A 25644-nucleotide genomic window follows, 5' to 3' on the forward strand; every position below is an offset into this window, starting at 1 on the left:
GGCACATCAAAGGTGTCATCTTAACACCTCGACCAACCGGGCTTGCACCGTTTATACTGAATGATGCTCACAACGATTGCCCCACCAGCCACAGGACGTCCACGGGTTCCGCTCGCACCAGTCCTGTCGCGCGCGTCGTTTGTTTCCGGCGGCTTGCCGCAGCCGCCCTCGGTGCTCGATGCCGGCGCCGTGCGCCTGGTTACCAGCGGGCGCATTGCAATTGCCCTCGCCTTGCGTGAAATGGGCATCCGCGCCGGCGATAGCGTGCTGGTACCGGCCTACCACAGCATGTCGATGGTGGCGCCGGTCCTTGCCTGTGGCGCGCGTCCGCAGTTCTACAAGGTTGGCGCCGATGCGGCCATCGATCTGGCCGATGTGGCCAGCAAGCTCGATGCCTCGGTCAAAGCCATCATGGTGACCAGCTATTTCGGCTTTCCCCAGCCGCTGGCGGCCGTGCGCGCATTTTGCGACCGCCACGGCATCGCCTTGCTGGAAGACTGCGCCCATGCCTTTTTTGGGCGCCACGGCGGCCGTTCGCTGGGCTCCTGGGGCGACTACGCCATTGCCAGCAGCATGAAATTTTTTCCCATTTACGAAGGCGGCGCCCTGGTGTCGGCGCGCCACGCGCTGACGACTCCCGCGCCCCACTCGGCCGGCCTGGGGTTCGAAGCCAAAGCGGCACTCAACGCATTGGAAAACAGTTTTTCCTGGCGCCGTCTGCCGCTGGTGCACGCGGCCTTGTGGCTGCCGCTGCGCGTGAAGGCGTTGGTCTGGCGCCTGGTCAAACGGGGCGGTGCGCCCGCCCTGACGCCATCATCGTCCGACAGCAGCTACGAATTCGATCCGCGCTGGCTTGACAAGCGCTCCTCGTTCTTTTCGCGCCAAGTGCTGGGGCATGCCTCGCACGGCCGCATCGTGGTGCGGCGGCGGGCCAATTACACCGAACTGGCCAATGCCCTGGGCAGCCTGCCAGGCTGCCGCCCGCTGCACGCACAACTGCCCGAAGGGACCTGCCCCTGGCTGTTTCCACTGCTGGTGGACGATCCCGAGCCACTGGTCCAGCGCCTGCTGGCAGCGGGCGTGCCGATGACGCGCTTTGCCGAGACGCTGTGGCCGGGCGTTGATGCCAGCGTGTGCGCCAACAGTGTGCACCTGTCACGCCACGTGCTGGGCTTTCCGTGTCACCAGGAACTGCAACCGGACGAAATGGCGTGGCTGATTGACGCCATTGACAAGGCGGTATGCACATGAAGTGGCGCCTCACACCGGCAAGCGAGTTTGGCGCGCACGCGAACGCATGGAATGCGCTGCATGCCCAATGCCAGGCCTCCCCCATGCTGGCATACGAGTTTGTGGCGCCGCTGCTGACTGAATTTGGCAGCGGCGTGGAGCTGCTGGCCCATTGCGAAGATGGGGGCCGCACCATCGCCATGGCTGTCATTACGCCGCAGGGCAAGGGCCGCTGGGCCAGCTTTCAGCCGGCGCAGGCCCCCATCGGACTGTGGCTGCAGGCGCACGATCTGGCCTTGGCGCCCCTGCTGGAAACGCTGATGGGTGCGCTGCCAGGTGTGCCGCTGGTGTTCGGCCTGACCCAGTGCGACCCCGACCTGCTGCCACGGCCCGCACCATCGAGCCAGCTGCGCACCATGGATTACATCGATACCGCCAAAATCACCCTGCGCGGCAGCTTCGACGACTACTGGAATGCGCGCGGCAAGAATTTGCGCAGCAACCTGAAAAAGCAGCGCGCCAAGCTGGAGAAAGATGGTGTCGCGTTGCGCATGCAAGTGAGCCGCAGCGCGCAGGATGTGGCTGCAGCCGTGGCCGACTACGGCCGTCTCGAGAGCGCCGGCTGGAAGGCTGGCGGCGGCACCGCCGTCAGCGCCGACAACGATCAGGGCCGCTATTACCGCGCCATGCTCGAAGGCTTCTGCCGGCGTGACGCAGGCAGTATCTACCGCTACTGGTTTGATCAGCAGCTGGTGGCAATGGACCTGTGCATCGAGGATGCGCAGCAGATCATCGTACTCAAGACCACCTACGACGAGAGTGTGCCAAAAAGCCTGTCGCCGACGCTGCTGATGCGCGAAGAAGCCTGCCGCAGCCTGTTTGACAGTGGCCGCTTCGCACGGCTCGAATTTTATGGCAAGGTGATGGAGTGGCACACGCGCTGGACCGACGAGGTGCGCACTCTGTACCATGTTAATTACTACCGCTGGCCGGCCCTGGGCCGCCTGCACGCTCTGTGGCAGTCGCGCCGCAGCCGCACCCCGAAAGAAGACCATGTATCTTGACGATGTAAAGCAAATCCTGATCGACGTACTCGCACTGGGCCCGCAAGGCCAGTCCCTGAACGCGCAGTCCACTCTGCTGGGCAGCATTCCGGAGCTCGATTCGATGGCAGTGGTGAACCTGATTACCGCGCTGGAAGAACATTTCGGCATCACCGTCGAAGACGACGAAATCGGCGCAGCCACCTTTGAAACGCTGGGCAGCCTGGCCGACTTTGTGGCCGCCAAACTGGCTTGACGATGCCTGATCACGCGCCCGCGCATGCATTTTTCCTGGCGGTGCCGCCGGGAGAGCGTTACTGCCTGTACCACGCCCCCGTGGGGGCGTGCCGCGGGGCGCTGGTCTACGTCCATCCGTTTGCCGAAGAAATGAACAAATCGCGCCGCATGGCGGCCTTGCAGGCGCGCGCGCTGGCAGCGGCCGGCTACGGCGTGCTGCAGATCGACCTGTACGGCTGTGGCGACAGCGATGGCGACTTCGGCCAGGCCCGTTGGGAGCAGTGGCACGCGGACCTGGCCGCAGCGCGTGCCTGGCTGGGGCAGCAACTGGGCCGTCCGGCCGGTTTGTGGGGCCTGCGCCTGGGCGCCCTGCTCGCGCTGGAGCATGCCCACACCAATCCGGTGCCGCAACTGCTGCTATGGCAGCCGGTTCTGCAAGGCGCGAGCTACCTGACGCAATTCCTGCGCCTGCGAGTTGCCAACGACATGCTGGACGAGGGTGCAAACAGCGGCGGTACCAAGGCCCTGCGCGCTGAACTCGACGCAGGCCACGCACTGGAAATCGCCGGTTACGAACTGGCTCCGCAACTGGCCGCCCGTATCGATGCACTCGATGCGGCGCAACTGGCACCGGCATGCCCGACCCACTGGATTGAGATCGTGGCTGCCGCCGAGCGCCCGCTGCCGCCGGCCGCAGGGCGCGTGGCACAAACATGGGGCCAGCAGCCACCGGTCAAGGTGGCTGGCGCCGCCTTCTGGTCAACCCAGGAAATTGCCGAATGCCCGGAACTGATCGCAGCCACCTGCGCAATGCTCACGGATGCACAGCATGTCTGAACAGCGCGCACTGACCTTTGCCTGCGCCGGCAACTGGCTGTACGGCGTCGCGCACGTACCGGCTGTACCGCACAAACGTGGCGTACTGGTGGTGGTCGGTGGACCACAGTACCGGGCCGGCAGCCATCGCCAGTTCACGCTGCTGGCGCGCAGCCTGGCTGGTGCGGGCGTAGCCTGCATGCGCTTTGACTACCGCGGCATGGGCGACAGCGAAGGCGCCATGCGCGACTTCGAGGACGTGGGCGAGGACCTGCGCGCCGCAATCGATACCTTTTTTCAGCAAGTGCCGCAGCTCGAAGAAGTGGTGCTGTGGGGCCTGTGCGACGCCGCCTCCGCGGCCATGCTGTATGCACGCAACGACGCCCGCGTCGGTGCGCTGGTCCTGCTCAATCCCTGGGTGCGCACCGACGCCGGCGCGGCCAAGGCCACGATCAAGCATTACTACCGGGGGCGCCTGCTCGAGGGCGCCTTCTGGAAAAAAATCGTCAGCGGCAGATTCAATGTGCGTGCGGCAGCGGCGTCGCTGTTCCGCCTTGTGGGTGCGGCCGCGGCCAAGCCGGCATCGGGCGCCCTGCCCGACCGCATGCACGCAGCCATGGCCGAATTCAAGGGCAAATCGCTGGTGATTCTGAGCGGCGCCGATCTGACTGCGCGCGAGTTCGAGGACCTGGCCGGCGCCTCGGACAAGTGGCAGCAGCTGATGCAGCCCCCGCGCGTAACGCGGCACGCGCTGCCGAAAGCCGACCATACGTTTTCGCGCGCGGAGTGGAGCGAACAGGTCGCCCGCTGGACCGCTGACTGGGTTCAGTCCTTCTGAACGAAGCAGGCAGCAATGTCGTCGAACGCCCCGTAAGAGAGCGTGGTGGCGCGGACCGCGCCACACAGGTCCGGCACAAAGTCGGCGCCCCGTTCGCGCCTGGGCGGTTCGCCACTCCATGAAAAATTGAATGCTGCCGGGTTGGCAAACAGGCTTCGCACCGGATGGTAGCCCGCATACAGCAGCGCAATTGGCGTGGTCTTGTTATCGATCAGACGCACCGCGCCCCCATTGCGCGCGCGGATGTCGCCATCAATCAGATTGCCCTCGATATCGGCGCTGCTGGCCGGGAAGCGGACCTGGATGCCGCCCGTATCGAGCAGCGTATTGTGCGTGACCTTGCTGGCCGCGGCGCTGTTGATGTAGATGCCATCATCGGAACAGGCTGAAATGAGGTTGGCACGAATTTCCGATTTTTCCTGCTCCACGATGCAGCGCTTGTCACGGCAGTAGTCCTTGCCGGTGCCGCCGCCGCCCAGCGACAGGCCGACACGCTGGCCAGGCAAGCCTTGCAGGCGCGCTTCGCACAGCACCAGGTTCTGTTCAAAGATATTGTCACTGCCCGCGCCCTTGGCGAAGGCGCCGTAGCTGATGCGGTCCCCCGATCCTTTGACGAAGTCGCTGATCTGGTTGCGCCGGATGCGCCAGTGGCTGGCGGCCACCAGGTCGATCAGCGTGACCGGATTCATGGTCTCGCGCACGCTGTCGTTGCGCAGGGTATTGTCCTCGATGCGGCCATGGTCGGGAAACTGGCCGCGCATGCCATTGATTTTGAAATGCGCGTTGAAGTCGACAATGGTGTTGTTACGCGCTCTGAAGTCGGCCGCGGCGCCCACCACGTGGAAGGCGTGCTCGCAATTGGCCTGCACCTTGCAGGTGCCACGAATGGTCAGATTTTCAAAATACCAGTGCGGGGCACTGACCTGAAATCCTTCGGCCAGGTCCATCTCGATGGTGACGCTGCCCGGCGCGGCGGCGCGCACCACGATCGGTGCCAGGGCGGTACCGGCGCGGCCAGCTGTCAGCGGGGTGCGCTCGAAGCGGTACACGCCGGGCAGGAAGGTGATGACGTCGCCAGGTGCAGCTTCGGCCAGCGCGCGGCGCGCATCGTCGCTGGTGGAGACCAGCCGCACGGTGCCGGCTGCTGGCGCGGGCACCGCCGCGGCACGCGCGCCCACGCCGCCGATGGCAGGGGCGCCGCCGACCACGTCGCCGCGGTCGAGCCGCACCAGCAGGTCGGCACTCCACTGGCCAAGCCCGGTAATGAGGGGGTTATGTCCGGAACTGCGTTTTTCGATGTAGGGCGCGAGCGCACGCGGCGTGACACTCTGCTGCTGCAAAACGAAGGCAGCAACGCCGGCAGCGAGCAGGCCAAGCAGCAGCAGAGCGGCCAGCCAGCGCAGCGCGCGTGCCATCGGGATCAGGTCCCCGTCTTGATGTTGTGACGGCTCATCAGGTCGTACATGGTGGGGCGGCTGATCCCCAGCAGTTCGGATGCCTTGACGATGTTGCCATCGACCCGGGCCAGTGCCTTGATCAGCGCCTTGTGCTCGGCCTCGTCACGCACCTGGCGCAGGTTGAGCGGCTCGTCTTCGGGCGCGGCGGCTGACAGGCCCAGATCGTCGGCGCTGATCTGCGGGCCGTCCGTCATGATGACGGCGCGCTTGATGCAGTTTTCCATTTCGCGCACGTTGCCGGGCCAGCCATAGGTTTCGATGGCGCTCATGGCTTCGGACGAGAAATGCAAGCCCGAACGCGACTCCTGCGCGCTGAACTTGTTCTTGAAATGGTGGGCCAGCAGGGCCGCGTCGCCAAGGCGCGCGCGCAGCGGCGGAATGGTGACCACGATCTCGGACAAGCGATAGTACAAGTCTTCGCGGAAGCGGCCGGCAGCGGTCAGGTCTTTCAGGTTCTGGTGGGTCGCACAGACGATGCGTACATCGACCGGAATTTCTTCGTGCCCGCCCACGCGCTCAATCACGCGTTCCTGCAAAAAGCGCAGCAGCTTTGCCTGCAGCGCCATGGGCAGGTCGCCCACTTCATCGAGGAAGAAAGTGCCGCCGTGGGCCAGTTCGACCTTGCCCTTGGTTTGCTTGGCGGCGCCCGTGTACGCGCCTTTTTCGTAGCCGAACAATTCGCTCTCGAGCAGATTTTCGGGAATCGCGGCGCAATTGATGGCCATGAAGCGGTTGTTCGCGCGCGGCGAGAGCTGATGCAGCGCGCGCGCCAGCACTTCCTTGCCGGTGCCGCTTTCGCCCAGCACCATGACCGAGGCCGTGGTGGGTGCGACCTTCTCCATCATGCGGCACACCTTCTGCATGCCGGCGTCGCGTGTGATCAGGCCAGTCATGGGCGAATCAGCCTGCAGCTGCAGCATGCGCTGGTTTTCCTGCTGCAACGCGTGCAGGAAGAAGGCGCGCTGCAGCACCAGGCCCAGCACTTCGCTGTCGCAAGGCTTCTGGTGGAAGTCATAGGCGCCCAGGGCAATCGCCTTGACCGCGTTGGCGTGGTCCTGGTTACCGGTCAGCACGATCACGCGCGTGGCCGGCGCCAGCGCCAGGATCTGCTGCAGCGTGGCCAGGCCTTCGGTCGAGCCGTCCGGGTCGGGCGGCAAGCCCAGGTCCATGGTGACAACCGCCGGTTCGTGGCGGCGAATCTGGGCCAGCGCGCTTTCGCGGTCGCCGGCGACCACCACATCGTAGGCGTCAAAACTCCAGCGCAACTGCTTTTGCAGTCCCGGGTCGTCTTCGATGATGAGCAGCTTTTGTTTACTTTGGGTCACAGCAATCCTCTGGCCTTATACGGCGAAATCGAGCGTTTGCGCTTCGTGTTGGTGGAGCGGCAAAATGACATGGAAGGTGGTGCCTTCGCCGGGCACGCTGACGACATCGAGCTTGCCGCCCAATTCGCCAATGTACTCGCGGCTTTCGAATACGCCAATGCCCATGCCGGCGGATTTGGTCGTTTCGAAGGGTTTGAACAGGCGTTCGCGAATGAATTCTTCACTCATTCCTTCGCCCGTGTCGGTGATGGTGATCAGCGCGTTGGCGTCGTCGCGCACCAGGGCCACCGTGACCGTGCCATCCTTGGGCGTGGCTTCGATGGCGTTCTGGATCAAGTGGCCCAGCACGCGCTCGAGGCGTTCGCGGTCGGCCAGCACCTGCAGCCCGGCCTGCTTGACGTCGACCAGCGGATGGGGCTCGAACGCCGCCTTGAGCGCCACCGCCTGACGCAGAACCTGGTCCAGTGGCAGAGGCGCCAGTTGCTCGGGCGACTCGTTGCGCGACAGGCGCTGCAGCAGCAGGGTCATTTTCTGCACCGAATGCTTGACGGTGTCGAGCATGTCGCGCTGGAACTCTGGATTGTTGCGGTGCTTCTCGGCATTGGGAATGAGCAGCGACAATTGCGACACCAGGTTCTTGAGATCGTGCACCACAAAGGTGGACATGCGATTGAAGGACTCGAACTGGCGCGCCACCATCAGGGCGTTCGCCGCTTCCTGCTGGGCCAGGTAGCTGGCGGCCTGGCTGCCGGCAATCTTGAGCAGATCGATCACTTCCCAGTTCAGCGGCACCGGGCTGCGCGGCTGGGTCAGCAGCATGAAGCCGAACAGCTTGCCTTGCATCATGAGCGGAACCACCAGCCAGCGGCGCTGGAACTGGTTCAGCCAGTCCGGCATCGGCACGTCTTCGTACATGGCGGGATTGGCATCGTATTCTTGCAGATCAACTACCCACTGCTTGGTTTCCAGAAAGCGGCAAAACCGCGAATCGGGTGCCTCGCTCACCACCCGCGCCGGCACCTGGCAATAGGCAGCCGGTTCAAAGGCGCCGCTTTCGGCACGCAGAAACAGAACGCCGCCCGGACTTTCGACCAGTTCGCCCACCGCCTGAATGGTGCGCACGCCAAGTCCTGGCCCATCTTCCGACAAAGTGCGGGTAAAGCGCAGCCATTCTTCGCGATAATCGTAGTTGTAGCTGTAAAAGTGCTTGCTGATGAAGACCTTGAGCCAGGCACGGAAGGTGCCGGAGAACAGAATGACAACCAGCAGAATCAAGGCCCCGAACAGGAAGGCCGCTTGCATTACCGTGCCCCAGCTGCCGCCCACGTAGCGCAGATAGTAGCCAGCCGAACCCATGGCCAGCAGATAGATCGCCGAGCCAAACAAGGCTGCCGAATGGAACATCACCCGCCGCGACAGCGCCATTTCGGACGACCAGGTGGCGCTGCGGCTCATGGAAATGGCAATCAAGGGCACGGTCAGCGCATTGATCACACCGCGCGCGGCCCAGATGTCGATATCGATCTGGTGGAACAGCATGGTGTTGCTGTACAAGTAAAAATCATAGGCAAACATGCCGCCGATGCCCAGGCAGGCAAACTTGATGGCCCAGCGCTCGGCCGGTGGCTTGTTGCGGTACAACTGCTCGACCAGCACGATGCCCAGCACGGCACTGCCGACGCGCGCCGTGACATTGGCCATCAGGCCCGCCTGCTGCAGGAAGTCCAGATGCCAGGCGCCGGCTGCGGTGGCAAGGAAAAACACCAGATAGAAGGCGGCCATCGCCAGCGCCCAGCCGGTCAGCTTGAGCGGCAGCTTGCTGGCGGGATCGCGGTAGTTGCCGATCATGAGCACCAGGAAGGCGGACCAGGCGCCGTTGCGAATGACCTCGACGCAATCGTTCCAGGCCGACCATTCCGCCGGATGAGCGGCAGACCAGGACATGGTGGCGCTCCAGGCCAGGCTGGCCAGGGCCGCGATGGTGATGGCCGTCGCCTGGGTACGGCTGCGCCAGCGCGTCATCAGCATCAGGCTGAGGAACGCGAACGCCAGGGCAGCGATCAAATAGCTGTAGGTTGCGATACTGGTCAATGTGCACCATCCATCAGGGCAGCCATCCAACGCCCGCGCAAGCGTGGCTTGCGCGCGCACATTCGCATTAACGACCGCTGCGGAACAGAACGACCTTGAGCGTATCGATGAGGATCAGGATATCCAGGAACAGACTGTTGTTCTTTACATAGTACAGGTCGTATTGCAGCTTCTGCAAGGCGTCGTCCGCCGATGCGCCATAGCCGTAACGAACCTGGGCCCAGCCGGTAATACCGGGTTTGATGCTGTGACGTACGTTGTAATAAGGCACCACATCGATGAGTTGCTCGACGAAATAAGGCCGTTCCGGACGCGGGCCGACAAAGCTCATCTCGCCCTTGAACACGTTCAGAATCTGCGGCAATTCATCGATCCGGGTCTTGCGGATGAAGTTGCCCACGCGGGTGACGCGCGGATCGTTTTGCGCCGCCCACTGCGGCTTGCCGCCTTTTTCAGCGTCATTGCGCATGCTGCGGAACTTGAGCACATTGAACGGACGGCCATCGAGACCGACCCGCTCCTGCGAATAGAAAATTGGCGAGCGGTCTTCGAGATAGATGACCAGCGCAGTGAGCACCATCACCGGGAACGACACGGTCAGGATGATTGCGCTGCAGATCAAGTCAAAGCCGCGCTTCATGAAGGTACGGATGAAGCTTTGGTCAAAGCCGCCGCCGAACACCAGCCAGCTTGGCTGCAGCGAGTCGACCCGGATCTGGCACGTTTCGCGTTCAAAGAAGTTGGCGGCATCGGTCACCTTGATGCCTTGCAGCTTGCAAGCGAGCAGCTCCTTGATCGGGAAGCCGGCACGGCGGTTTTGCACCGATACGACAATTTCTTCGACATTGTGGGCTGCTGCCAGCGAAGCGAGGGACTCGCCTTCACGCACCTTGAGCAGCATGCTGGTTGGCACGCAGCACTCTTCGGACGGAATCGGAATGAAGCCGGCAATATCGTACTTGTGGTAACTGGTGTTATGCATGGCCAGATCGCTGCATTCCTTGGCCAGCGGACCGCCGCCGAGGAAGATGATGCGCGACTCGAGGAAACGCAGTTCGCTGGTCTTGAAGAACACCATGCGCGCAATAAAGATGCCGCCTGCACCGATCACGAACACCGCCAGCAGCACGCCGCGGCCGATTTGCAGTTCGGGGGCGATGTAGAAGATCAGCGTCAGAATCACGAAGCCCATCGCGAACGAGGGCATCAGCTTGAGGAAGAAGGGATTGCGCAAGCCTTCGGTAAAGTTGAGCTGGTACATGCCCATCGCGCTCATGGAAAACACGATGGCGACCGCAAAGCACACTGCCGAGAGGAAGAAGTGTTCCAGATGGGGCCCGGTGGCCCCGCCCAGGTCGAAAAAGCGCACGGCAGCGCCGGCATAGGCCGCGCCCACCAGCACCATGACTTCGACGAACAATAGGAAGAACACTATTTTCGACACGTAGTGATTAGAGATCTTTAACACTTTTTCCTCCGGAATTCTTATTACCTACTGGGAAGCGAGCACGGTGCCACCTGGCACCAGCGCGACCTTGCACTCAGCGCGTTCGGTCGAGATGGTCGATGTACCACGCCATGGCTTGCTCCATGCCTTCGCCGATGCGATGGGTAGGGGCAAAGCCAAGCAGGGTTTCTGCTTTTGAAATGTCCGCTTGCGAGTGGCGTACATCGCCCGCGCGGAAATCCTTGAACTGTGGCTGATGGTCTGCCACGTGGGGATACTTGCTGCTGAGAAGATCGCGCATCATCGCGTGCAGCTGGTTCAGGCTGGTGCGCTCATTCAGGGCCACGTTGTAGACCTGGTTGGCGGCGCTGGCCGGGGCCATGGCTGACAGCAAATTGGCTTGCACGACATTGTCGATGAAACAGAAGTCGCGACTGGTTTCGCCATCGCCATTGATGAACAGGTCGCGGTTTTCGATCAGCGCGGCAATCCACTGGGGAATCACGGCAGCGTAAGCGCCGTGCGGATCCTGGCGCGGGCCGAACACATTGAAGTAGCGCAGGCCAATGGTTTCGGTGCCGTAGCAGCGCGCAAACACATCGGCAAACAGCTCATTGACGTACTTGGTGACCGCGTACGGCGAGAGCGGATTGCCAATCACCGACTCGACCTTTGGCAAACCTGGATGGTCGCCATAGGTGGAGCTGGAGGCGGCGTACACGAAGCGCTGGACCTTGGCGTCGCGCGCGGCGGTGAGCATGTTCAGGAAACCGGTGACGTTGGTATCGTTGGTGGTGATCGGGTCCTGGATCGAGCGCGACACGGAACCGAGCGCGGCCTGGTGCAGCACAAAGTCGACACCTTCGCAGGCGCGCACGCAATCGCCCAGCTGGCGGATATCGCCTTCGATGAAGCGGAAGTTGGCCCACGCCTTGGCGCCCACCAGCTCGCGCACCTCGTCCAGATTGCGCTGGTGGCCCGTGGCAAAATTGTCCAGGCCGGTGACCTGCTGGCCCAGCTTGAGCAAGGCCTCGACCAGGTTCGAGCCGATAAAACCGGCCGCTCCGGTCACGAGCCAGTGATGGCGTTGCTCGCGCAACTGCGCCTGCACCTCGGTAAACTTATTCACGATATCCTTTTTACTGGTCAAGCCATGCATGTTCGGGCTGCTGTCGGTGCGCTTACAGGCGCCAGACGCTGTAACCAGCTTCGATCAGCGCGTTCTTGTCGAACTGCGACTTAACGTCGATAAAGCAACCGTTTGGATTGAGCTTGGATTGCAGGTCGCCCAGCGGACGGGCCATCAATTCCTTGTGCGCGACAGCAGCAACCACAGCATCGGCACGCGGCAAGTCTTCCCAGCGGTCCAGGCGGATGCCGTATTCGTGCTGGGCTTCATCGGCCTCGGCCACCGGATCGTAGACATGCACATCCACGCCGTAGCTCTGCAATTCATAGACAATGTCCGCCACCTTGGAGTTGCGCAAATCGGGGCAGTTTTCCTTGAACGTCAAACCAAGCACATTGACCTTGGCACCTTTGACATGGAAACCAGCGGCAATGATGGACTTGACGGTTTTTTCGGCAACGAATTTGGCCATGCCGTCATTGATGCGGCGCCCGGCCAGGATCACCTGTGGGTGGTAGCCGATCATTTCGGCCTTGTGGGTCAGATAGTAAGGATCGACGCCGATGCAGTGGCCGCCCACCAGACCCGGACGGAAAGGCAGGAAGTTCCACTTGGTGCCGGCCGCCTTGAGCACTTCCAGCGTGTCGATGCCGATCTTGTCGAAAATGATGGCCAGTTCATTCATCAGGGCGATGTTCAGGTCGCGCTGGGTATTCTCGATGACTTTGGCGGCCTCGGCCACTTTGATGCTGGAGGCGCGGTACACGCCGGCAGTGATGATCGACTCGTACAGGCGGGCAATGCTCTCAAGCGTAGGCGCATCGTCGCCCGAAACCACCTTGAGGATGGTGGTCAGGGTGTGTTCCTTGTCGCCTGGATTGATACGCTCTGGCGAGAAGCCCACGTGGAAGTCCTGCTTCCATTTCAGGCCGGAATGCTTTTCAAGGATGGGGATGCAGACTTCTTCCGTGGCGCCCGGGTACACGGTGGACTCGAAAATGACAATCGCGCCCTTCTTCATGTGCAGACCGACGGTCTTGCTGGCGCCGGCGAGCGGCGTGAAATCAGGGTTGTGGGCTTCGTCCACCGGGGTCGGCACAGCAACCACGATGTAATCGGCGTCGCGCAGCGCGGCGGGATCGGTGCTGACCGACAAGCCCTTGGCCGCGCGCAGTTCGTCGCTGGACAATTCGCCGGTCGGATCGACAAAGCGGCGATACGCCTCGATCTTGGTGGCGGACAGATCAAACCCGATGGTGGTGCGTTTTTTACCGAACTCTACGGCCAAAGGCAGACCCACATAACCCAGGCCAACTACCGCGACGACATCATCTGATTTCATTATCAAGTTCCGTTTAAGAATTAGTTTTTGCAATTATACTAACTAGAATAGCATATTTTTATGCATTGCCTCAATATAAAAAGCAATGAGATTTACAGCAAGGCAACATCACCTTCATATAAACATTGATAAAAACACACCACTATAGACAAAATTTTGGGGCGCATAAACCACCCCCTGTGTTTCCTTGCCGTGCGCTTGCCACTTTTATGCAATCTGCATGTCACCCGTTCCAGAACCAGCAGTTTATGCAAGCAATGTGACGCTGTTTTGACACGCGCCCGCTGGCGTTACTGCTGCCACGCGGATCAAGCCGACGCGGCAAGAACGGAAACGGGCCGGTTTTCGCACCCCGATGCAAGGCCACTATACGCAGTTTGACGTGGTCAAAAAGCGCATTTTGTAACACTGTTGTTATGCACCGGCAGACAAGAAAAAGTGCTGTTCAATTGAACGGCGGAATGTCATTTTATCATTTTTTTGGACAGAATGGCATGTCGCACAATTAAGCGTGTGTTGTCATTACGCCGCAAAGCCGCAGTCGGAGCTGGCGCGAATGCCGACGTGCGGCGCCAGGCCATGGAAGATGGCTAAAGCGCCAACTGGCCGTAGCGGCGCTTGCGCTCTTCGGTGAAATCCCACCAGGGACGCGGCGCGCCACCAGCCAGAAAATCGCTCACCGACATGAACACATCGAGCACGCAGGGATCCTGGCGCTGGCCGGTGGCACGGCACAGCGCCTGATACAGATGGAAGGGATCGACGCCAAGCAGCTGGGCGGGTGCGCTGTAGCCGAGCAGGGCAAAGTCGGCGGCGCCGGCCTTGCCGATGTTGGGCAGGTCGGTGAAGTGCTGCAGATGTGCGCGTCTGACTTTGGATGGATGCATGGGCCGATAACCGCTTTCCGAGAATGGCGCGGGTGCATTGAAGAAGACCTCAGTCGCAAAGTATACACCGGGGTCTGACCCCGTTTTTTGCAATGTGACCGAGCGGAGGTCTGACCACGGGGTTGGAGTAGAGGCGCTGTTGATATCGCAATGCGTAGTGGGGCGATGCAAGGGGAAACGGCAGGCTGATGCGAAACGATGTGCGCGCCGCTTCCTTGGCAGTACACGCTCGACAGACAATGAAGGGGAAAAACTGGTGCGGCTGGCGGGGATCGAACCCACGACCCTTGGCTTCGGAGGCCAATACTCTATCCACTGAGCTACAGCCGCGTAGGGGGATTACTTGAAGAGAGCCGAAGGATACCGTTTTTCTGCCACTGCGTCCATGGAAAGTGTCGTTCCACGGGCAATTTGCGTTCCAAAACAGGGCCTTTGGGTCTATAATCGCGGGTTTGGCGAGCATTTGCACAATCCCTATGCAAAACGCAAGCGCCCACGCAGCTTTTTGAAAATAGTACTAAGGACATCATGAGCGACGCACACAACGAACACGAATCCGCGATCCGGACCCCTAAGCAGCTGGTCGCTGCGATCGCTGGCTTTTTCCTGGTTACCGTCATCGGCATCATTCTGCTGGTGAAATTCGTGACCACCACCAAGCTCGAAGGTGCCGGCACGGAAAGCCAAAGCGCCGCTGCCGTGGAAACCCGTGTGCGTCCAATCGCTGACGAAGGCTACACGCTGAAAGACGCCAACGCACCGAAAGTGCTGCTCGCTGGCGATGCTGTCTATAACGCAAACTGCGCCGCTTGCCACGCCAGCGGCGCGGCCGGTGCACCAAAACTCGGCGATGCTGCTGGCTGGGGCAAGCGCATTGCACAAGGCGTCGACACCCTGGTCAAGCACGCGATCGGCGGCCTGAACGCCATGCCTGCCAAGGGCGGCAATCCTGACCTGGACGACGTGGAAGTGGCCCGTGCCGTGGTATTCATGGCCAACAAGGCTGGCGCCAAATTCGATGAACCGAAAGTACCAGCGCTGGTCACCACTCCGTCACCAGCTGCCGATGCCGCCGCAGCACCTGCTGCCGCGCCAGCCGCAGCGCCTGCCGCAGCGCCTGCACCAGCAGCTGCACCGGCAGCCGAACCTGCAAAAGTCGCCATCGACGGTCAGAAAGTATTCAACACCAGTTGCGTGGCTTGCCACGGCGCCGGTATCGCTGGTGCACCCAAAGTCGGCGACAAAGCTGCCTGGGCAGCCCGCATCAAGCAAGGCAACCCGGTTCTGTACGAGCACGCCGTCAAGGGCTTCCAGGGCAAAGCCGGGATGATGCCTGCCAAAGGCGGCTCGAGCGCGTCCGATGACGAAGTCAAAGCTGCTGTGGATTACATGGTGGGTGCTTCGAAGTAATTTGCGCTACGCACATCAAACCGCCTTTCGGGGCGGTTTTTTTACGTCTGTCGCCGCCCCCATGTATACAGTACAGTGCCCGGCAAACCCATCTGTCGGCCAATCGGTCTATCATGCGGTACTTGCCACTTCTGCACGCCTGCCCATGCCGCGCTTTCTGACTGGTCTGCTATTCCTGCTTGCAAGTGCGTCGCTGCCATCGGCCGCCCTGGCACAGGCGGTTGGCTTGCCGGAAGGCCATCCGGTGCGCATGCCGGGGACCACCCCCGCCTCGCCGGTGCCCGCCGCGGCCGCCAAAGCCGCGCGCTTGCCCAAGCCCGTCAAACCAATGCCTGGCGCCATTACCGCCCTGTGGCTCGAGAGCACGGCGGATGCAGTTCAGAACGCTGTGCCGCTTACCTTTGGCCAGATCTTTGCCGCAGGCGATCTGCCGGCCGGCCAAAGCCTGGTTGGTAAACTGGACGATGGCACCCGGATTGCGCTCCAGGTCGATGTGAAGGCAAGTCACGCGGATCGTTCAGTGCGGCACGCCATTATTTCCGCCATTGTGCCCGCGCTGGCGCCAGGACAGCCGTTACGCCTCAGTCTGCTCAAAGCGGCGCCGGCCGCCAGCGCGCCAATCGAAGCGGCCACGCTGCTGGAAAAAGGTTTTCGCGCCGGTGTCAGCCTGACCGTTGACGGAAAAAAATATCAAGCGTCGGCCGATGCCTTGCTTCGCAAACATGACAGCACTACCTGGCTGGCTGGCCCGGCCGCCACCGAATGGCTGCTCGACGCGCCCTTTACCGACGCCGATGGCAAGCCCCACCCGCACTTGTCCGCCCGCTTTGCCGTGCGCGCGGCCGGGTCAAGGGCGCGGGTTGATGTGACGGTGGAAAACGACTGGGCTTTTGAGCCGGGACCGCGCAACTTTACCTATGACGCCAGCATCAGCGTGGGCGGCAAGCAGGTCTGGCAGCGCCAGGCCCTGACCCACTTTCACCACGCGCGCTGGCGCAAGGTGTTCTGGTGGGGGGCCGAACCGCAAATACATGTTCGCCACGACAGCGCCTATCTGATCGCCTCGCGCGCCCTGCCCAATTACGACCAGCGCATTGTGGTGGCCGAATCTGCCCTGGCCGGCTGGCAGCGGGCATGGACCGGCCCGGCCACGGAACCCATGGGGGTCGGGCTGGCCAACCCTTACATGCCCACTACTGGCGGGCGCCCCGACCTGGGCCTGCTGCCAGCCTGGGGCGCTGCCTATTTGTTGAGCATGGATGCGCGCGCCCGCCTGGTCACCCTGGGCACGGCCGATCTGGCCGGCAGCTGGTCGTCCCACTATCGCGACAAGGCCACAGGACGCCCGGTCACCTTGGCCGACTACCCTTATATGACGATACTGGGACAGCGCAGCGACACGCTCAATCCCGCCACCAAGAAACTCGAAGCCTTCCCGCCCTGCGCCACGCCCGACGGCTGCAAGACACCCAACACCCACGACGCCTCGCACCAGCCGGCGTTTGCCTATCTGCCCTATCTTCTCACGGGCGACTATTACTATCTGGAAGAATTGCAGTTCTGGGCCATGTGGAATGCCTTCATGAACAACCCCAGTTACCGCCAGCATGCCAAGGGTTTGCTGCAGGGCGAACAGGTGCGCGGCCAGGCCTGGAGTCTGCGCACGCTGGCCGAAGCAGCGTACATCACGCCCGACGCCGACCCGTTCAAGGCCCAGCTGCGCGCCATGCTCGATGCCAATCTGGACTGGTATAACCGTACTTACACCAATAATGAAGACGCCAACCAATTGGGCGCCCTGGTCCATGGCTACGCCGTGGTGTATCACGAAAACACGGGCCTGGCGCCCTGGATGGATGACTTTTTCACGGCCGCCGTGGGGCATGTCGCCGAACTCGGCTTTGAGCAGGCAATACCGCTGCTGGCCTGGAAGGTGCGGTTCCCCATCGCCCGCATGGAAGGCAAAGGGGCATGCTGGCTGACCGCAGCTGCCTACACGCTCAAGGTGCGCGACAGTGCCAAGGCACCGATCTATGCCGACATGGCTCAGGTGTGGAAAGCAAGCAACACCGACAGCATTGCCCAATTGCCTTGCGCCAGCCCCGAAATGGCGCAGGCGCTCAAGCTCAAAACAGGCGAGATGAGCGGGTACGCGAGCTCCAATGCCGGCTATCCATCGAACCTGCAGCCAGCACTTGCATATGGCGCGGAGGCAGGCGGCGCGGCGGGCGAACGCGCCTGGGCCCGTTTCGTCAGTCGCAAAATTCAGCCCGATTACAGCACAGCCCCGCAGTTCGCCATCATCCCCCGCCAGTAAATCGTCCTGCCTTCCACTGCCCCGCCACCCCCTCCGCAACTTGCCGGAGGTGAAATCTTTTCGGTATCTTTTATATTCTTTTAGGCACTATAATGCCAATCGATAATTGAGTTTTAGGCAAAGTATCTAACTGATAACGGTCATGGCGTTGTTGGCAACATGGAAGAATTTACCGGCGAAATCGCGGAATTTGTTAGTGAACTGAGTTTGTTTCCCACTAATTTAGTGTTGTATTCCCTGCGAAATCTCACGCACGATTAAAATTTCCTGCCGGCATTTAATTGAACAGAGTAATCTTGACGTACTGCATTATTTCGTCCTGACTCTGTACTGCTTTTTGGAAACTACATGCGTAAAATTTCTCATCAAACATCCGGCCTGATGGTCGCCCTGCTCAGTGGCGTGTTGCTGTCCGCCTGCGGTGGCAGCGGCGATTCATCCTCCGCCAAGTCGCCTGCCGTGCTTGGCACGCCACCGACCGAGGTGACGCCGCCTGCCGGCACCACCCCGACGCCCACACCAACGCCAACGCCAACACCGACGCCGACCCCGACGCCGACGCCAGCGCCGCCATCGAACACCACGCCGCCAACCGATGCTGACATCGTGGGCGAAAACGTGGTGACCAATATCCGTTTCGAAGCGACCACGACCACGCCCCAGCCGAAGGTACCAGTCACCTTTGGCCAGGTGTTTGCCAAAGGCGACCTGGACGCCGGCCACACTGTCACCGGCCGCCTGAACGACGGCACCAGTGTGCCGCTGCAAGTCAATGTCAAGGCGCGCCATCCGGACGGTTCGGTTCGCCACGCCATCATTTCGGCCAAACTCAACAACCTGCTGGTCGGCCAGTCGCAAATCGTCCAGATGACGCGCGTGGCCACCAGCGCCGATGCGGCCCCGACCGCGCCAACCGCGCTGCTCGACAGCGGCTTCACGACCAATGTCAGCGCCACCATCGCCGGCAAGCCCTACACTGCCTCGGCCGATTCGCTGTTGCGTTCCGGTAATTACAAGACCTGGCTGTCGGGTCCTGTGGCCAACGAGTGGATGGTGTCGGCGCCCTTGAAGGATGCCAACGGCACGCCGCATCCGCACCTGACCGCCCGCTTTGCGATCCGCGCCTTTACCGGCACCAGCCAGGTGCGGGTTGATGTCACGGTGGAAAACAATTGGGCCTTCGAGCCAAATCCGCAAAATTTCGTCTACGACGCCAAAGTCACGGTCAACGGCCAGGCCGTCTACACCAAGGCGGGCTTGACGCACTACAACCACGCACGCTGGCGCAAGGTGTTCTGGACCGGCGGCGAGCCGTATGTGCACGCCAAGCACAATGTGCGCTACATCCTGAACAGCCGCGCGCTGCCGAATTTCGATGCCAACGTGCGCTTCACCGAAGCCAAGCTGGCTTCGTGGAAAACCGCCTTTAGCGGCGCCAAGACCGAGCCCATGGGCGTGGGCCTGGCCATGGCCTACATGCCGACCACCGGTGGCCGTGACGATATCGGTATTCTCCCTGCCTGGGCTGCCACTTACCTGATGACGCAGGACAAGCGCGCCAAGGATGTGACTTTGGGCACGGCCGATCTGGCCGGCAGCTGGTCCGCCCACTACCGTGACCGCAATACCGACCGTCCGGTCAGCGTGGTTGACTATCCGTACATGACAATTCTGGGTCAGAAAACCGACACCTACAATCCGGTCACCAAGAACTTTGAAGCCTTCCCGCAGTGCGCTGCCGGTGCCGACTGCAACACGCCCTACACGCACGACGGCGCCCATCAGCCCGCCTTTGCCTACCTGCCGTATCTGGTCACGGGTGACTACTACTACCTGGAAGAATTGCAATTCTGGGCGATGTGGGACATCTTCATGGCCAACCCAGGCTACCGCGACCATGAAAAAGGCTTGATCAAGGCCGATCAGGTGCGCGGCCAGGCATGGGATCTGCGCACCGTGGGCGAAGCCGCCTACATCACGCCCGATGCCGATCCGCTCAAAGGCCAGTTGAACAACTTCGTCAACAACAACCTGGATTGGTACAACCTGAACTACACCAACAATCCAGACACCAACGTGTTTGGCGTGCTGACCCATAGTTCGGCCATGGGCTACAACGGCGGTTCCGGCATGGCCCCGTGGATGGATGACTTCTTCACGGCCATCGTCGGTCACATCAATGAACTCGGTTACACGAAAGCACTGCCGTTGCTGAAGTGGAAGGCGAAATTCCCGATCATGCGCATGACGTCCCCGGATGCATGCTGGATCTCGGGTGCCATTTATTCGCTCAATATCCGCAACGGCGCCAACGGTCCGTTCTACACCTCGATGGGCGAAGCGTACCGGGCCAGTGCACCAGCGTCCCTGCTGCCGCTGGGCTGCAACAGCAACGCCATGGCCACGGCGCTGTCGCTGCGGGTCGGTGAAATGACGGGCTATTCGGACTCGAACACCGGCTATCCGTCGAACATGCAACCTGCCTTGGCGTATGCGGCCGAAGTGGGCGGCACGTCCGGCACCACGGCCTGGTCGATCTTCATGGCGCGCAGCGTCAAGCCCGATTACGGCCTGGGCCCGCAGTTCGCGATCTTGCCGCGCTAAGCTGCAAGGCAACCCACCCTGAACGGGGGCAAGGCGCAAGCCTTGCCCCCGTTGTCGTTAACGCTGTTGCATCGCTGTGCGAGCCAGATCAAAGAGGCTGCTGAACTTGTTTCTTAAATGGCAATCTTCTGTTAAAGTCATGATCTGCCTGATGCCTGATCGCGCCCGATGCTGTTCAACTCCTTCAGTTTCCTGTTCCTGTATCTGCCCGTGGTTCTGCTGGGTTTCTTCGGCCTTGCCCGCCGCAGCAAGACCGCTGCGGCCGCATGGCTGGCGCTGGCCTCGCTGGTGTTTTACGGCTGGTGGAGCGTGGCCTACATCCCGCTGCTGCTGGCCTCGATTTTGTTCAATTACGGCGCAGGCTGGCGCATTGGCCACAGCGCCACGCCAGGCGCCCGCAAACGCTGGCTGATCGGCGCCATCGCGGCCGACCTGGCCTTGCTGGCCTACTTCAAGTATGCCGACTTCTTCATTGGCAGCGTCAACGCCCTCAGCGGCAGCCAGCTTGAGGCGCTGCACGTGGTCCTGCCAATCGGCATTTCCTTCTTCACGTTTACCCAGATCGCTTTCCTGGTCGACACCTACCAGGGCAAAGTGAGCGAATACCGCTTCGTGCACTACCTGTTGTTTGTCACGTATTTCCCGCACCTGATTGCCGGACCCGTGCTGCATCACAAGGAAATGATGCCGCAGTTCGACCAGGACGCCAGCTACCGTCCCAGCCGCGCCAACTTCGCCATCGGGCTGGCCATCTTTGCGATTGGGCTGGCGAAAAAAGTCCTGATTGCCGACAATCTGGCCCCGCATGCCGGTTTCTTTTTTGACAGCACCGAGCAACCATCACTGCTGCTGGCCTGGGGCGGGGTGCTGGCTTACAGTTTCCAGCTGTATTTCGATTTTTCCGGCTATTCGGACATGGCCATCGGGCTGTCGCGCCTGTTTGGCATCCGCCTGCCGCTCAATTTCCATTCGCCCTACAAGGCGGTCAACATCATTGAATTCTGGCGCCGCTGGCACATGACGCTGTCGCGCTTCCTGCGCGACTATCTGTACATCGCCCTGGGCGGAAACCGCCACGGCACCGCACGCCGCTATGCCAATCTGATGACCACCATGGTGCTGGGCGGCCTGTGGCATGGGGCCGGCTGGAATTTTGTGATCTGGGGCGCCCTGCACGGCAGCTATCTGATGATCAATCACGCCTGGGCAGCCCTGGCGGCGCGCCTGCGCCTAAATACCGGCAACACGGCCTGGCGCGCTGCGGCCTTGCTGCTGACCTTTGGCGCGGTGTGCGTGGCCTGGGTATTTTTCCGTTCCGCCGATTTCGAGCGCGCCATCACCATCGTGCGCGGCCTGTTCGGCGCCTATGGCGTGGGCTTGCCTGATTCAATCGGCAACCATCTGGGCAGCCTGCGTGCCAGCCTGGAGCGCGCCGGGGTCGATTTCTACCTGGGCGGCGGCAGCCGCTTCGTGCAAACCTGGAGCTGGGTCGCTCTTGCCACCGCGCTTGCCTTCCTGTTCCCGAATACCCAGCAGATCATGGGCCGTTATGGGCCCGCGCTCGATTATCAGCTGGCGCGTGATGGCGGCGCCGGCAAGCTGGCCTTGCAGCCGTCGCGCCGCTGGGCCGCCGTCATTGCCGTGCTGTGCCTGGGCAGCCTGCTGTCCCTGAGCCGGCCCGCGGAATTTCTGTACTTCCAATTCTGAGGACTTGCATGGAATCATCGACCCACTTCGGCCGTTTTCTGGCCTGGACCGGCGCCGTGACGGTGCTCGGGGCGGCGGCCTGCGCGGCGCTGGTGGTGGCCGTGGATCCCTACCGCCTGTATGGTCTGGTGGAGCGGCCCGGCTTCAACCAGGTCAAGCCGCAGCCGGAACGGTACCAGAAGCAGATCAAGCTGGCCGGGGTGCGCGCCATCCACGGCGATGTGCTCATCGTCGGCAATTCGCGCGCCGAAATCGGCCTCGACCCGGCTTACCCGGCCCTGGCCGCTGGCGGGCACACGCCCTACAACCTGGCCCTGGCCGGCACCCGGATTCAGGTGGCGCGCGAGCAGCTGGAACAGTTGCACCGCATGGGCCAGCACCCACGCCACCTGATTGTGGGCGCCGAATTCCTGGACGCGCCGCTCGATCCGGCCCGTCCGCCTGCACCGGCGCCGGCCACCGCGGCGGCTTCGCCCGCCGCCGAACTGGCCTGGCGCTTCGATGCCGTCTTTTCACTTGATTCGCTCCGCGACGCACTCAAGACCATGCGCCTGCAAGACGCGCCCGAGGCGCCGATGATGAGCATGCAAGGCTTCAATCCCCTGCGCGAATACGGCAAGATGGCGCGCGAAGATGGCTACCATGCCCTGTTCCAGCAGCGCGCGCTGGAATATGGCAAACGCCTGGCCAAATTGCCGCGCGCCCTGGTCGGCCCCGACGGCAGCGCCACCAGCTTCGAGCAGCTGCGCGCTGTGATCGAACACGGGGCCCAGGACGGCGCCCGGGTCGATGTGGTGATCTATCCCTACCATGCGCAGCTGATGGCGCTGATTGACGACGCCGGCATGGAACCCATGCTCGACGAGTGGCGCACCCGCCTGACCGCCCTGGTGGCCACGGCGCGCGCGGCCCATCCCGACGTCAAGATTACCTTATGGGATTTCAGTGGCTATGCGCCCTACCAGTGCGAAGCCATTCCCGCCAAGGGCGACCGGCGCAGCGTGACACGCTGGTACTGGGAAGCGGGCCACTTCAAAGGCGCGCTGGGCAATCTGATGCTGGCGCGCATACTCGATCAGCCGGACCAGGATCCTGCCTTTGGCACCGTTCTCGACAGCGCCAGCCTGGCTGCCAACCGGACCCGCCTGACGCGCGAACGCCAGCAATGCCTGGCGGCCAACCCGGCCCTGTTCAAGGAGACTGCGGGCTTGCTGGCACATCACTAGCCTTGCCACGCAAGTCGTCCAGGCTGCGCGGAAACAGCCAGCGCCGCAGCGGCGCCGTCTGCATGACCAGCCTGGCTAATGCCAGCGTCAGCAGCACAGTGGCGGCCATCGAGAGCGGGAACTGCCACACAGGCGAGCCCTGCGGCGATACCAGCATCAGCAGCTTGTAAATCGCCAGCGCAACAAAGGCGTGGAACAGGTAGATCTGCATGCTGACCTTGCCGCAGGCAGCGATCACCCCATCGAGCGGCAGACGTGCGATCTGGAACAGCATCAAGGTGCCGCACACGGCTTCCAGATCATTGATGACCAGCGCCAGCGGCGTGCGCACATCCGCCACGAAGGCAAATCCCACTTCGTTTTCCAGGCGCAAATGCATCTGCAGCGCCTTGACCACCACAAACAGCAAGCTTGACAGGGCAATTGCCGGCGCCGTGCCCATGGGCGCGAACCAGCGCTGTTGCGCGGCTACACCGGCGTAGGCCAGAGGAATCATGTACAGCGCTGGCAGCAGGCCCAGCGGTAAATAATCCTGGGTTGCCTTGGCCACGATGCCGATCACCAGATGGGCAGCGAGCAGCAGCACCAGCGCCGTTTGCCTTACCCGCCCGCCCTGCGTGTCGATCAGGTTGCGTATCGTCACCAGGGCGATAAACGAGGGCAGGAACCACAGCAAGCCCATGTGCACAACTTGCTTGAGCAAATCGGCATTGCCGCTGTACAGCACGGCGCCCAGCAAACCCAGCCGGGTGGCCAGCGGCGTGCTGCCGCTGACGGTGACCACCAGCCACAAGGTGCAGCACAGCAGCAGGAAGGGGTAATACAGGCGGAAGACGTAGTTGGCAAACGCGCTACTTGCCACCTGCATGGGGGGACGCAGGAAGGGAATGGTCATGAAACCGACCACGTGGAAGGTCAGCCCGCGGAAGAATTCGGGGAACAGCGAACGGGTAAATTCATTGTGGTCTGCGATCACCAGAATGATCAGCAGACCCTTGAGAAAATTCTGGTTCATGCGGGCGCAGGCGCTGGCACCGGCTTGGGCACGACCGCCGCGGCGGCCGCTGCCGCCGCGGCCAGCGTGGCCGGCAGAATGCGCGAATGCAGCACCTGGACCAGGGCGCAAATTGCAAACAGCAAGTCGAAATAAGCAAAGCTGAGGGCGGCGCCACCCAGGCAGAAAGCAAACAGGCACAGCTGGAGCATGGTGCCCAGGGTGGCGATCCAGGCCGTCTCGGCTTGCAGGCGGGCCTTGATCGAGAGCGCGCGCGTGGTCAGGAACACCCGCACCAGCATGCACAGATAGATGAACAGGCCGACAAAGCCGTGGTCACCCAGCACCTGGAAGTAGACCGAGTGGGCAGCGCGGGCGCGGTGCGTTTCCGGCAGCGTGTCGCCCGTATAGAAGAAGGCATACGAGAAAAAGTCCGCCGACAGCGACTGCCACATCGGGAAGTATTCCAGAGTCTTGAAACCGCCCCCGAAGAAGGGGTGGCGGGTGGCCATGATGAAGCTGAGCTTCCATGCCACCACGCGACCCATGAAGGAGGCGTCGGCATTGGCTTCGCCGATGGTGTCCATGCGCGAGGTCCATTCGTCCGATACCACGTACGACATGGCCATGACGAGTGCCACGCCCAGGATCGAGAGCAGCACCTTGCGGTCGCTCTTGACGAAATAGTAGGCTGCCAGACCCAGCAAGGCCACAAAACCGCCACGCGACTGGGTGCCGACCACGGCCGCCACCAGCAAACCCATTGCGCCCAGCAGCGCCAGCCGCAGCACTTTTGATTGCTTGCCGTATTCGCCCAGCAGATAGGCGCAGATCGGCAGCGTCATGACAAATGCCAGCGCCAGTTCATTGCGGTCGCCCAGCACGTGGCCCTGGAAGCCCTCGATCTTGTGGCCGCCGCCGCTGGCGACAAACTTGAGCGCTTCCAGGCAACCGTAAAAGCCGATCGACAGCGCCACGCACCACAGCACAAAGTCGACATGCAGCTTTTTGCTGACGATCAGGATCACAAATACAAACAGCAAGAATACTTTGAGGAAGCGCGACCAGAATTCCCAGGTCACTTCAGGCAAGCCCTCGGTCATGATGGTGGACGCCGTTGTCCACAGGAAGAACATCAGCACCAGGCCGCCAATGGCGCCAAAGCTGACCTTGGGCTTGTCGCGCATGACCAGGTAGCCCAGCATGGCCAGACCGGTGAAAATCAGGTTATAGCGGAAGCCGTTGGCCATGCCGTACAGCCAGGCATTCGGGTAAAACATCGCGGTCCACAGCCACATGCCCACCGCAATGAAGGGCCGTCTGGCCATGGTGTAGAGCATCAGTGGCAGCAAGGCCAGGAAAAACAGATCGCGCATGGCTTACTTCACTTTGTTTTTTTTCGGTGGCAGGCCGCCGTCCTGGCGCAATGCCCAGAAGCACAGGTAGACAACTGCGAGCAGATTGCAAGCCCAGAGTAGCGTTTCCATTGAATCATTCCTTGCCGTTTTGATGTGCAAGCATTGTACGCGAGAGACCCTGCTTTT

Annotated in this window: 19 protein-coding genes and 1 tRNA gene; 10 read left to right on the top strand and 10 right to left on the bottom strand. The window is 61.9% G+C overall.

Annotated elements, in window-relative coordinates; genetic code table 11:
* Positions 1 to 60 precede the first annotated feature (60 nt).
* The 5 genes from BUC24_RS19995 to BUC24_RS20015 are packed head-to-tail and all read left to right on the top strand — an operon-like array spanning position 61 to position 4164.
* Positions 61 to 1251 (top strand): DegT/DnrJ/EryC1/StrS family aminotransferase, encoded by a 1191-nt coding sequence (locus BUC24_RS19995; protein ID WP_229448456.1) that lies wholly within the window; start codon positions 61 to 63, stop codon positions 1249 to 1251.
* On the top strand, positions 1248 to 2294 hold the full coding sequence (locus tag BUC24_RS20000) for a GNAT family N-acetyltransferase (protein WP_073221611.1): 1047 nt from the start codon (positions 1248 to 1250) through the stop codon (positions 2292 to 2294). The genes BUC24_RS19995 and BUC24_RS20000 overlap by 4 nt, the downstream gene beginning before the upstream one ends.
* Positions 2284 to 2529 (top strand): acyl carrier protein, encoded by a 246-nt coding sequence (locus BUC24_RS20005; RefSeq protein ID WP_073220824.1) that lies wholly within the window; start codon positions 2284 to 2286, stop codon positions 2527 to 2529. Before BUC24_RS20000 ends, BUC24_RS20005 begins: the two co-directional genes overlap by 11 nt.
* A gap of 2 nt (positions 2530 to 2531) precedes the next feature.
* Positions 2532 to 3347 carry a hydrolase 2, exosortase A system-associated gene (locus tag BUC24_RS20010; RefSeq protein ID WP_073220827.1) on the top strand — a complete coding sequence of 272 codons (816 nt, stop codon included), beginning with the start codon at positions 2532 to 2534 and terminating at the stop codon, positions 3345 to 3347.
* Positions 3340 to 4164, top strand: coding sequence for a hydrolase 1, exosortase A system-associated (locus BUC24_RS20015; RefSeq protein WP_073220831.1), 825 nt, complete (start codon positions 3340 to 3342; stop codon positions 4162 to 4164). The genes BUC24_RS20010 and BUC24_RS20015 overlap by 8 nt, the downstream gene beginning before the upstream one ends.
* Here the strand turns inward: BUC24_RS20015 and BUC24_RS20020 are convergent.
* The 8 genes from BUC24_RS20020 to BUC24_RS20055 all read right to left on the bottom strand — a co-directional run bounded on the left by BUC24_RS20020 (position 4152) and on the right by BUC24_RS20055 (position 14172).
* The gene (locus BUC24_RS20020; RefSeq protein ID WP_073220833.1) at positions 4152 to 5579 is read right to left on the bottom strand and encodes a right-handed parallel beta-helix repeat-containing protein; all 1428 of its coding nucleotides are present in this window, start codon (positions 5577 to 5579) and stop codon (positions 4152 to 4154) included. The two genes, BUC24_RS20015 and BUC24_RS20020, sit on opposite strands and share 13 nt — an antisense overlap.
* Positions 5580 to 5584: 5 nt before the next feature.
* On the bottom strand, positions 5585 to 6946 hold the full coding sequence (gene prsR, locus BUC24_RS20025) for a PEP-CTERM-box response regulator transcription factor (RefSeq protein ID WP_073220836.1): 1362 nt from the start codon (positions 6944 to 6946) through the stop codon (positions 5585 to 5587).
* A gap of 15 nt (positions 6947 to 6961) precedes the next feature.
* Positions 6962 to 9037, bottom strand: a complete 2076-nt coding sequence (gene prsK, locus BUC24_RS20030) for an XrtA/PEP-CTERM system histidine kinase PrsK (protein ID WP_073220839.1) — start codon at positions 9035 to 9037, stop codon at positions 6962 to 6964.
* Positions 9038 to 9104: 67 nt separating this feature from the next.
* Positions 9105 to 10505: a TIGR03013 family XrtA/PEP-CTERM system glycosyltransferase gene (locus BUC24_RS20035; RefSeq protein WP_073220842.1), complete on the bottom strand. Its 1401-nt coding sequence runs from the start codon at positions 10503 to 10505 to the stop codon at positions 9105 to 9107.
* A 73-nt stretch (positions 10506 to 10578) separates the two neighbouring features.
* On the bottom strand, positions 10579 to 11616 hold the full coding sequence (locus tag BUC24_RS20040) for an SDR family oxidoreductase (RefSeq protein WP_143167612.1): 1038 nt from the start codon (positions 11614 to 11616) through the stop codon (positions 10579 to 10581).
* A 49-nt stretch (positions 11617 to 11665) separates the two neighbouring features.
* Entirely contained in the window at positions 11666 to 12955 is a 1290-nt protein-coding gene (locus tag BUC24_RS20045; RefSeq protein ID WP_073220845.1) for a nucleotide sugar dehydrogenase, read from the bottom strand.
* Between the two features lie 590 nt (positions 12956 to 13545).
* On the bottom strand, positions 13546 to 13842 hold the full coding sequence (locus BUC24_RS20050) for a helix-hairpin-helix domain-containing protein (protein ID WP_073220848.1): 297 nt from the start codon (positions 13840 to 13842) through the stop codon (positions 13546 to 13548).
* Positions 13843 to 14096: 254 nt separating this feature from the next.
* Positions 14097 to 14172: transfer RNA gene (locus tag BUC24_RS20055), tRNA-Arg, on the bottom strand.
* Between the two features lie 198 nt (positions 14173 to 14370).
* On the opposite strand from BUC24_RS20055, the gene BUC24_RS20060 reads away from it, so the two are divergent.
* From BUC24_RS20060 to BUC24_RS20085, 5 genes are all read left to right on the top strand, one after another.
* Positions 14371 to 15252: a c-type cytochrome gene (locus BUC24_RS20060; protein ID WP_073220851.1), complete on the top strand. Its 882-nt coding sequence runs from the start codon at positions 14371 to 14373 to the stop codon at positions 15250 to 15252.
* 145 nt (positions 15253 to 15397) lie between these two features.
* Positions 15398 to 17569 (top strand): hypothetical protein, encoded by a 2172-nt coding sequence (locus BUC24_RS20065; RefSeq protein WP_229448458.1) that lies wholly within the window; start codon positions 15398 to 15400, stop codon positions 17567 to 17569.
* Positions 17570 to 17917: 348 nt separating this feature from the next.
* Positions 17918 to 20173 (top strand): RIFT barrel domain-containing protein, encoded by a 2256-nt coding sequence (locus BUC24_RS20075; RefSeq protein WP_229448460.1) that lies wholly within the window; start codon positions 17918 to 17920, stop codon positions 20171 to 20173.
* A 168-nt stretch (positions 20174 to 20341) separates the two neighbouring features.
* Positions 20342 to 21880, top strand: coding sequence for an MBOAT family O-acyltransferase (locus BUC24_RS20080; RefSeq protein ID WP_073220859.1), 1539 nt, complete (start codon positions 20342 to 20344; stop codon positions 21878 to 21880).
* 8 nt (positions 21881 to 21888) lie between these two features.
* Positions 21889 to 23106 carry an SGNH/GDSL hydrolase family protein gene (locus tag BUC24_RS20085; protein ID WP_073220862.1) on the top strand — a complete coding sequence of 406 codons (1218 nt, stop codon included), beginning with the start codon at positions 21889 to 21891 and terminating at the stop codon, positions 23104 to 23106.
* Here BUC24_RS20085 and BUC24_RS20090 read toward each other — a convergent pair.
* Together BUC24_RS20090 and BUC24_RS20095 are read right to left on the bottom strand one after the other, a co-directional pair.
* Entirely contained in the window at positions 23072 to 24121 is a 1050-nt protein-coding gene (locus BUC24_RS20090) for an acyltransferase family protein (protein ID WP_143167600.1), read from the bottom strand. The two genes, BUC24_RS20085 and BUC24_RS20090, sit on opposite strands and share 35 nt — an antisense overlap.
* Complete coding sequence (locus tag BUC24_RS20095; RefSeq protein ID WP_073220868.1) at positions 24118 to 25476, bottom strand: putative O-glycosylation ligase, exosortase A system-associated; 1359 nt, start codon at positions 25474 to 25476, stop codon at positions 24118 to 24120. The genes BUC24_RS20090 and BUC24_RS20095 overlap by 4 nt, the downstream gene beginning before the upstream one ends.
* Positions 25477 to 25644: the final 168 nt, after the last annotated feature.

Source organism: Massilia sp. CF038, assembly GCF_900129765.1.
In the GTDB taxonomy this organism is placed as follows: domain Bacteria; phylum Pseudomonadota; class Gammaproteobacteria; order Burkholderiales; family Burkholderiaceae_D; genus Telluria_A.

Bases quoted from the DNA above. Each gene is read 5' to 3' on its own strand.
- BUC24_RS19995 (WP_229448456.1), top strand. From the start codon at position 61: ATGATGCTCACAACGATTGCCCCACCAGCCACAGGACGTCCACGGGTT.
- BUC24_RS20000 (WP_073221611.1), top strand. From the start codon at position 1,248: ATGAAGTGGCGCCTCACACCGGCAAGCGAGTTTGGCGCGCACGCGAAC.
- BUC24_RS20005 (WP_073220824.1), top strand. From the start codon at position 2,284: ATGTATCTTGACGATGTAAAGCAAATCCTGATCGACGTACTCGCACTG.
- BUC24_RS20010 (WP_073220827.1), top strand. From the start codon at position 2,532: ATGCCTGATCACGCGCCCGCGCATGCATTTTTCCTGGCGGTGCCGCCG.
- BUC24_RS20015 (WP_073220831.1), top strand. From the start codon at position 3,340: ATGTCTGAACAGCGCGCACTGACCTTTGCCTGCGCCGGCAACTGGCTG.
- BUC24_RS20020 (WP_073220833.1), bottom strand. From the start codon at position 5,579: ATGGCACGCGCGCTGCGCTGGCTGGCCGCTCTGCTGCTGCTTGGCCTG.
- BUC24_RS20045 (WP_073220845.1), bottom strand. From the start codon at position 12,955: ATGAAATCAGATGATGTCGTCGCGGTAGTTGGCCTGGGTTATGTGGGT.
- BUC24_RS20050 (WP_073220848.1), bottom strand. From the start codon at position 13,842: ATGCATCCATCCAAAGTCAGACGCGCACATCTGCAGCACTTCACCGAC.
- BUC24_RS20060 (WP_073220851.1), top strand. From the start codon at position 14,371: ATGAGCGACGCACACAACGAACACGAATCCGCGATCCGGACCCCTAAG.
- BUC24_RS20065 (WP_229448458.1), top strand. From the start codon at position 15,398: ATGCCGCGCTTTCTGACTGGTCTGCTATTCCTGCTTGCAAGTGCGTCG.
- BUC24_RS20075 (WP_229448460.1), top strand. From the start codon at position 17,918: ATGCGTAAAATTTCTCATCAAACATCCGGCCTGATGGTCGCCCTGCTC.
- BUC24_RS20080 (WP_073220859.1), top strand. From the start codon at position 20,342: ATGCTGTTCAACTCCTTCAGTTTCCTGTTCCTGTATCTGCCCGTGGTT.
- BUC24_RS20085 (WP_073220862.1), top strand. From the start codon at position 21,889: ATGGAATCATCGACCCACTTCGGCCGTTTTCTGGCCTGGACCGGCGCC.
- BUC24_RS20090 (WP_143167600.1), bottom strand. From the start codon at position 24,121: ATGAACCAGAATTTTCTCAAGGGTCTGCTGATCATTCTGGTGATCGCA.
- BUC24_RS20095 (WP_073220868.1), bottom strand. From the start codon at position 25,476: ATGCGCGATCTGTTTTTCCTGGCCTTGCTGCCACTGATGCTCTACACC.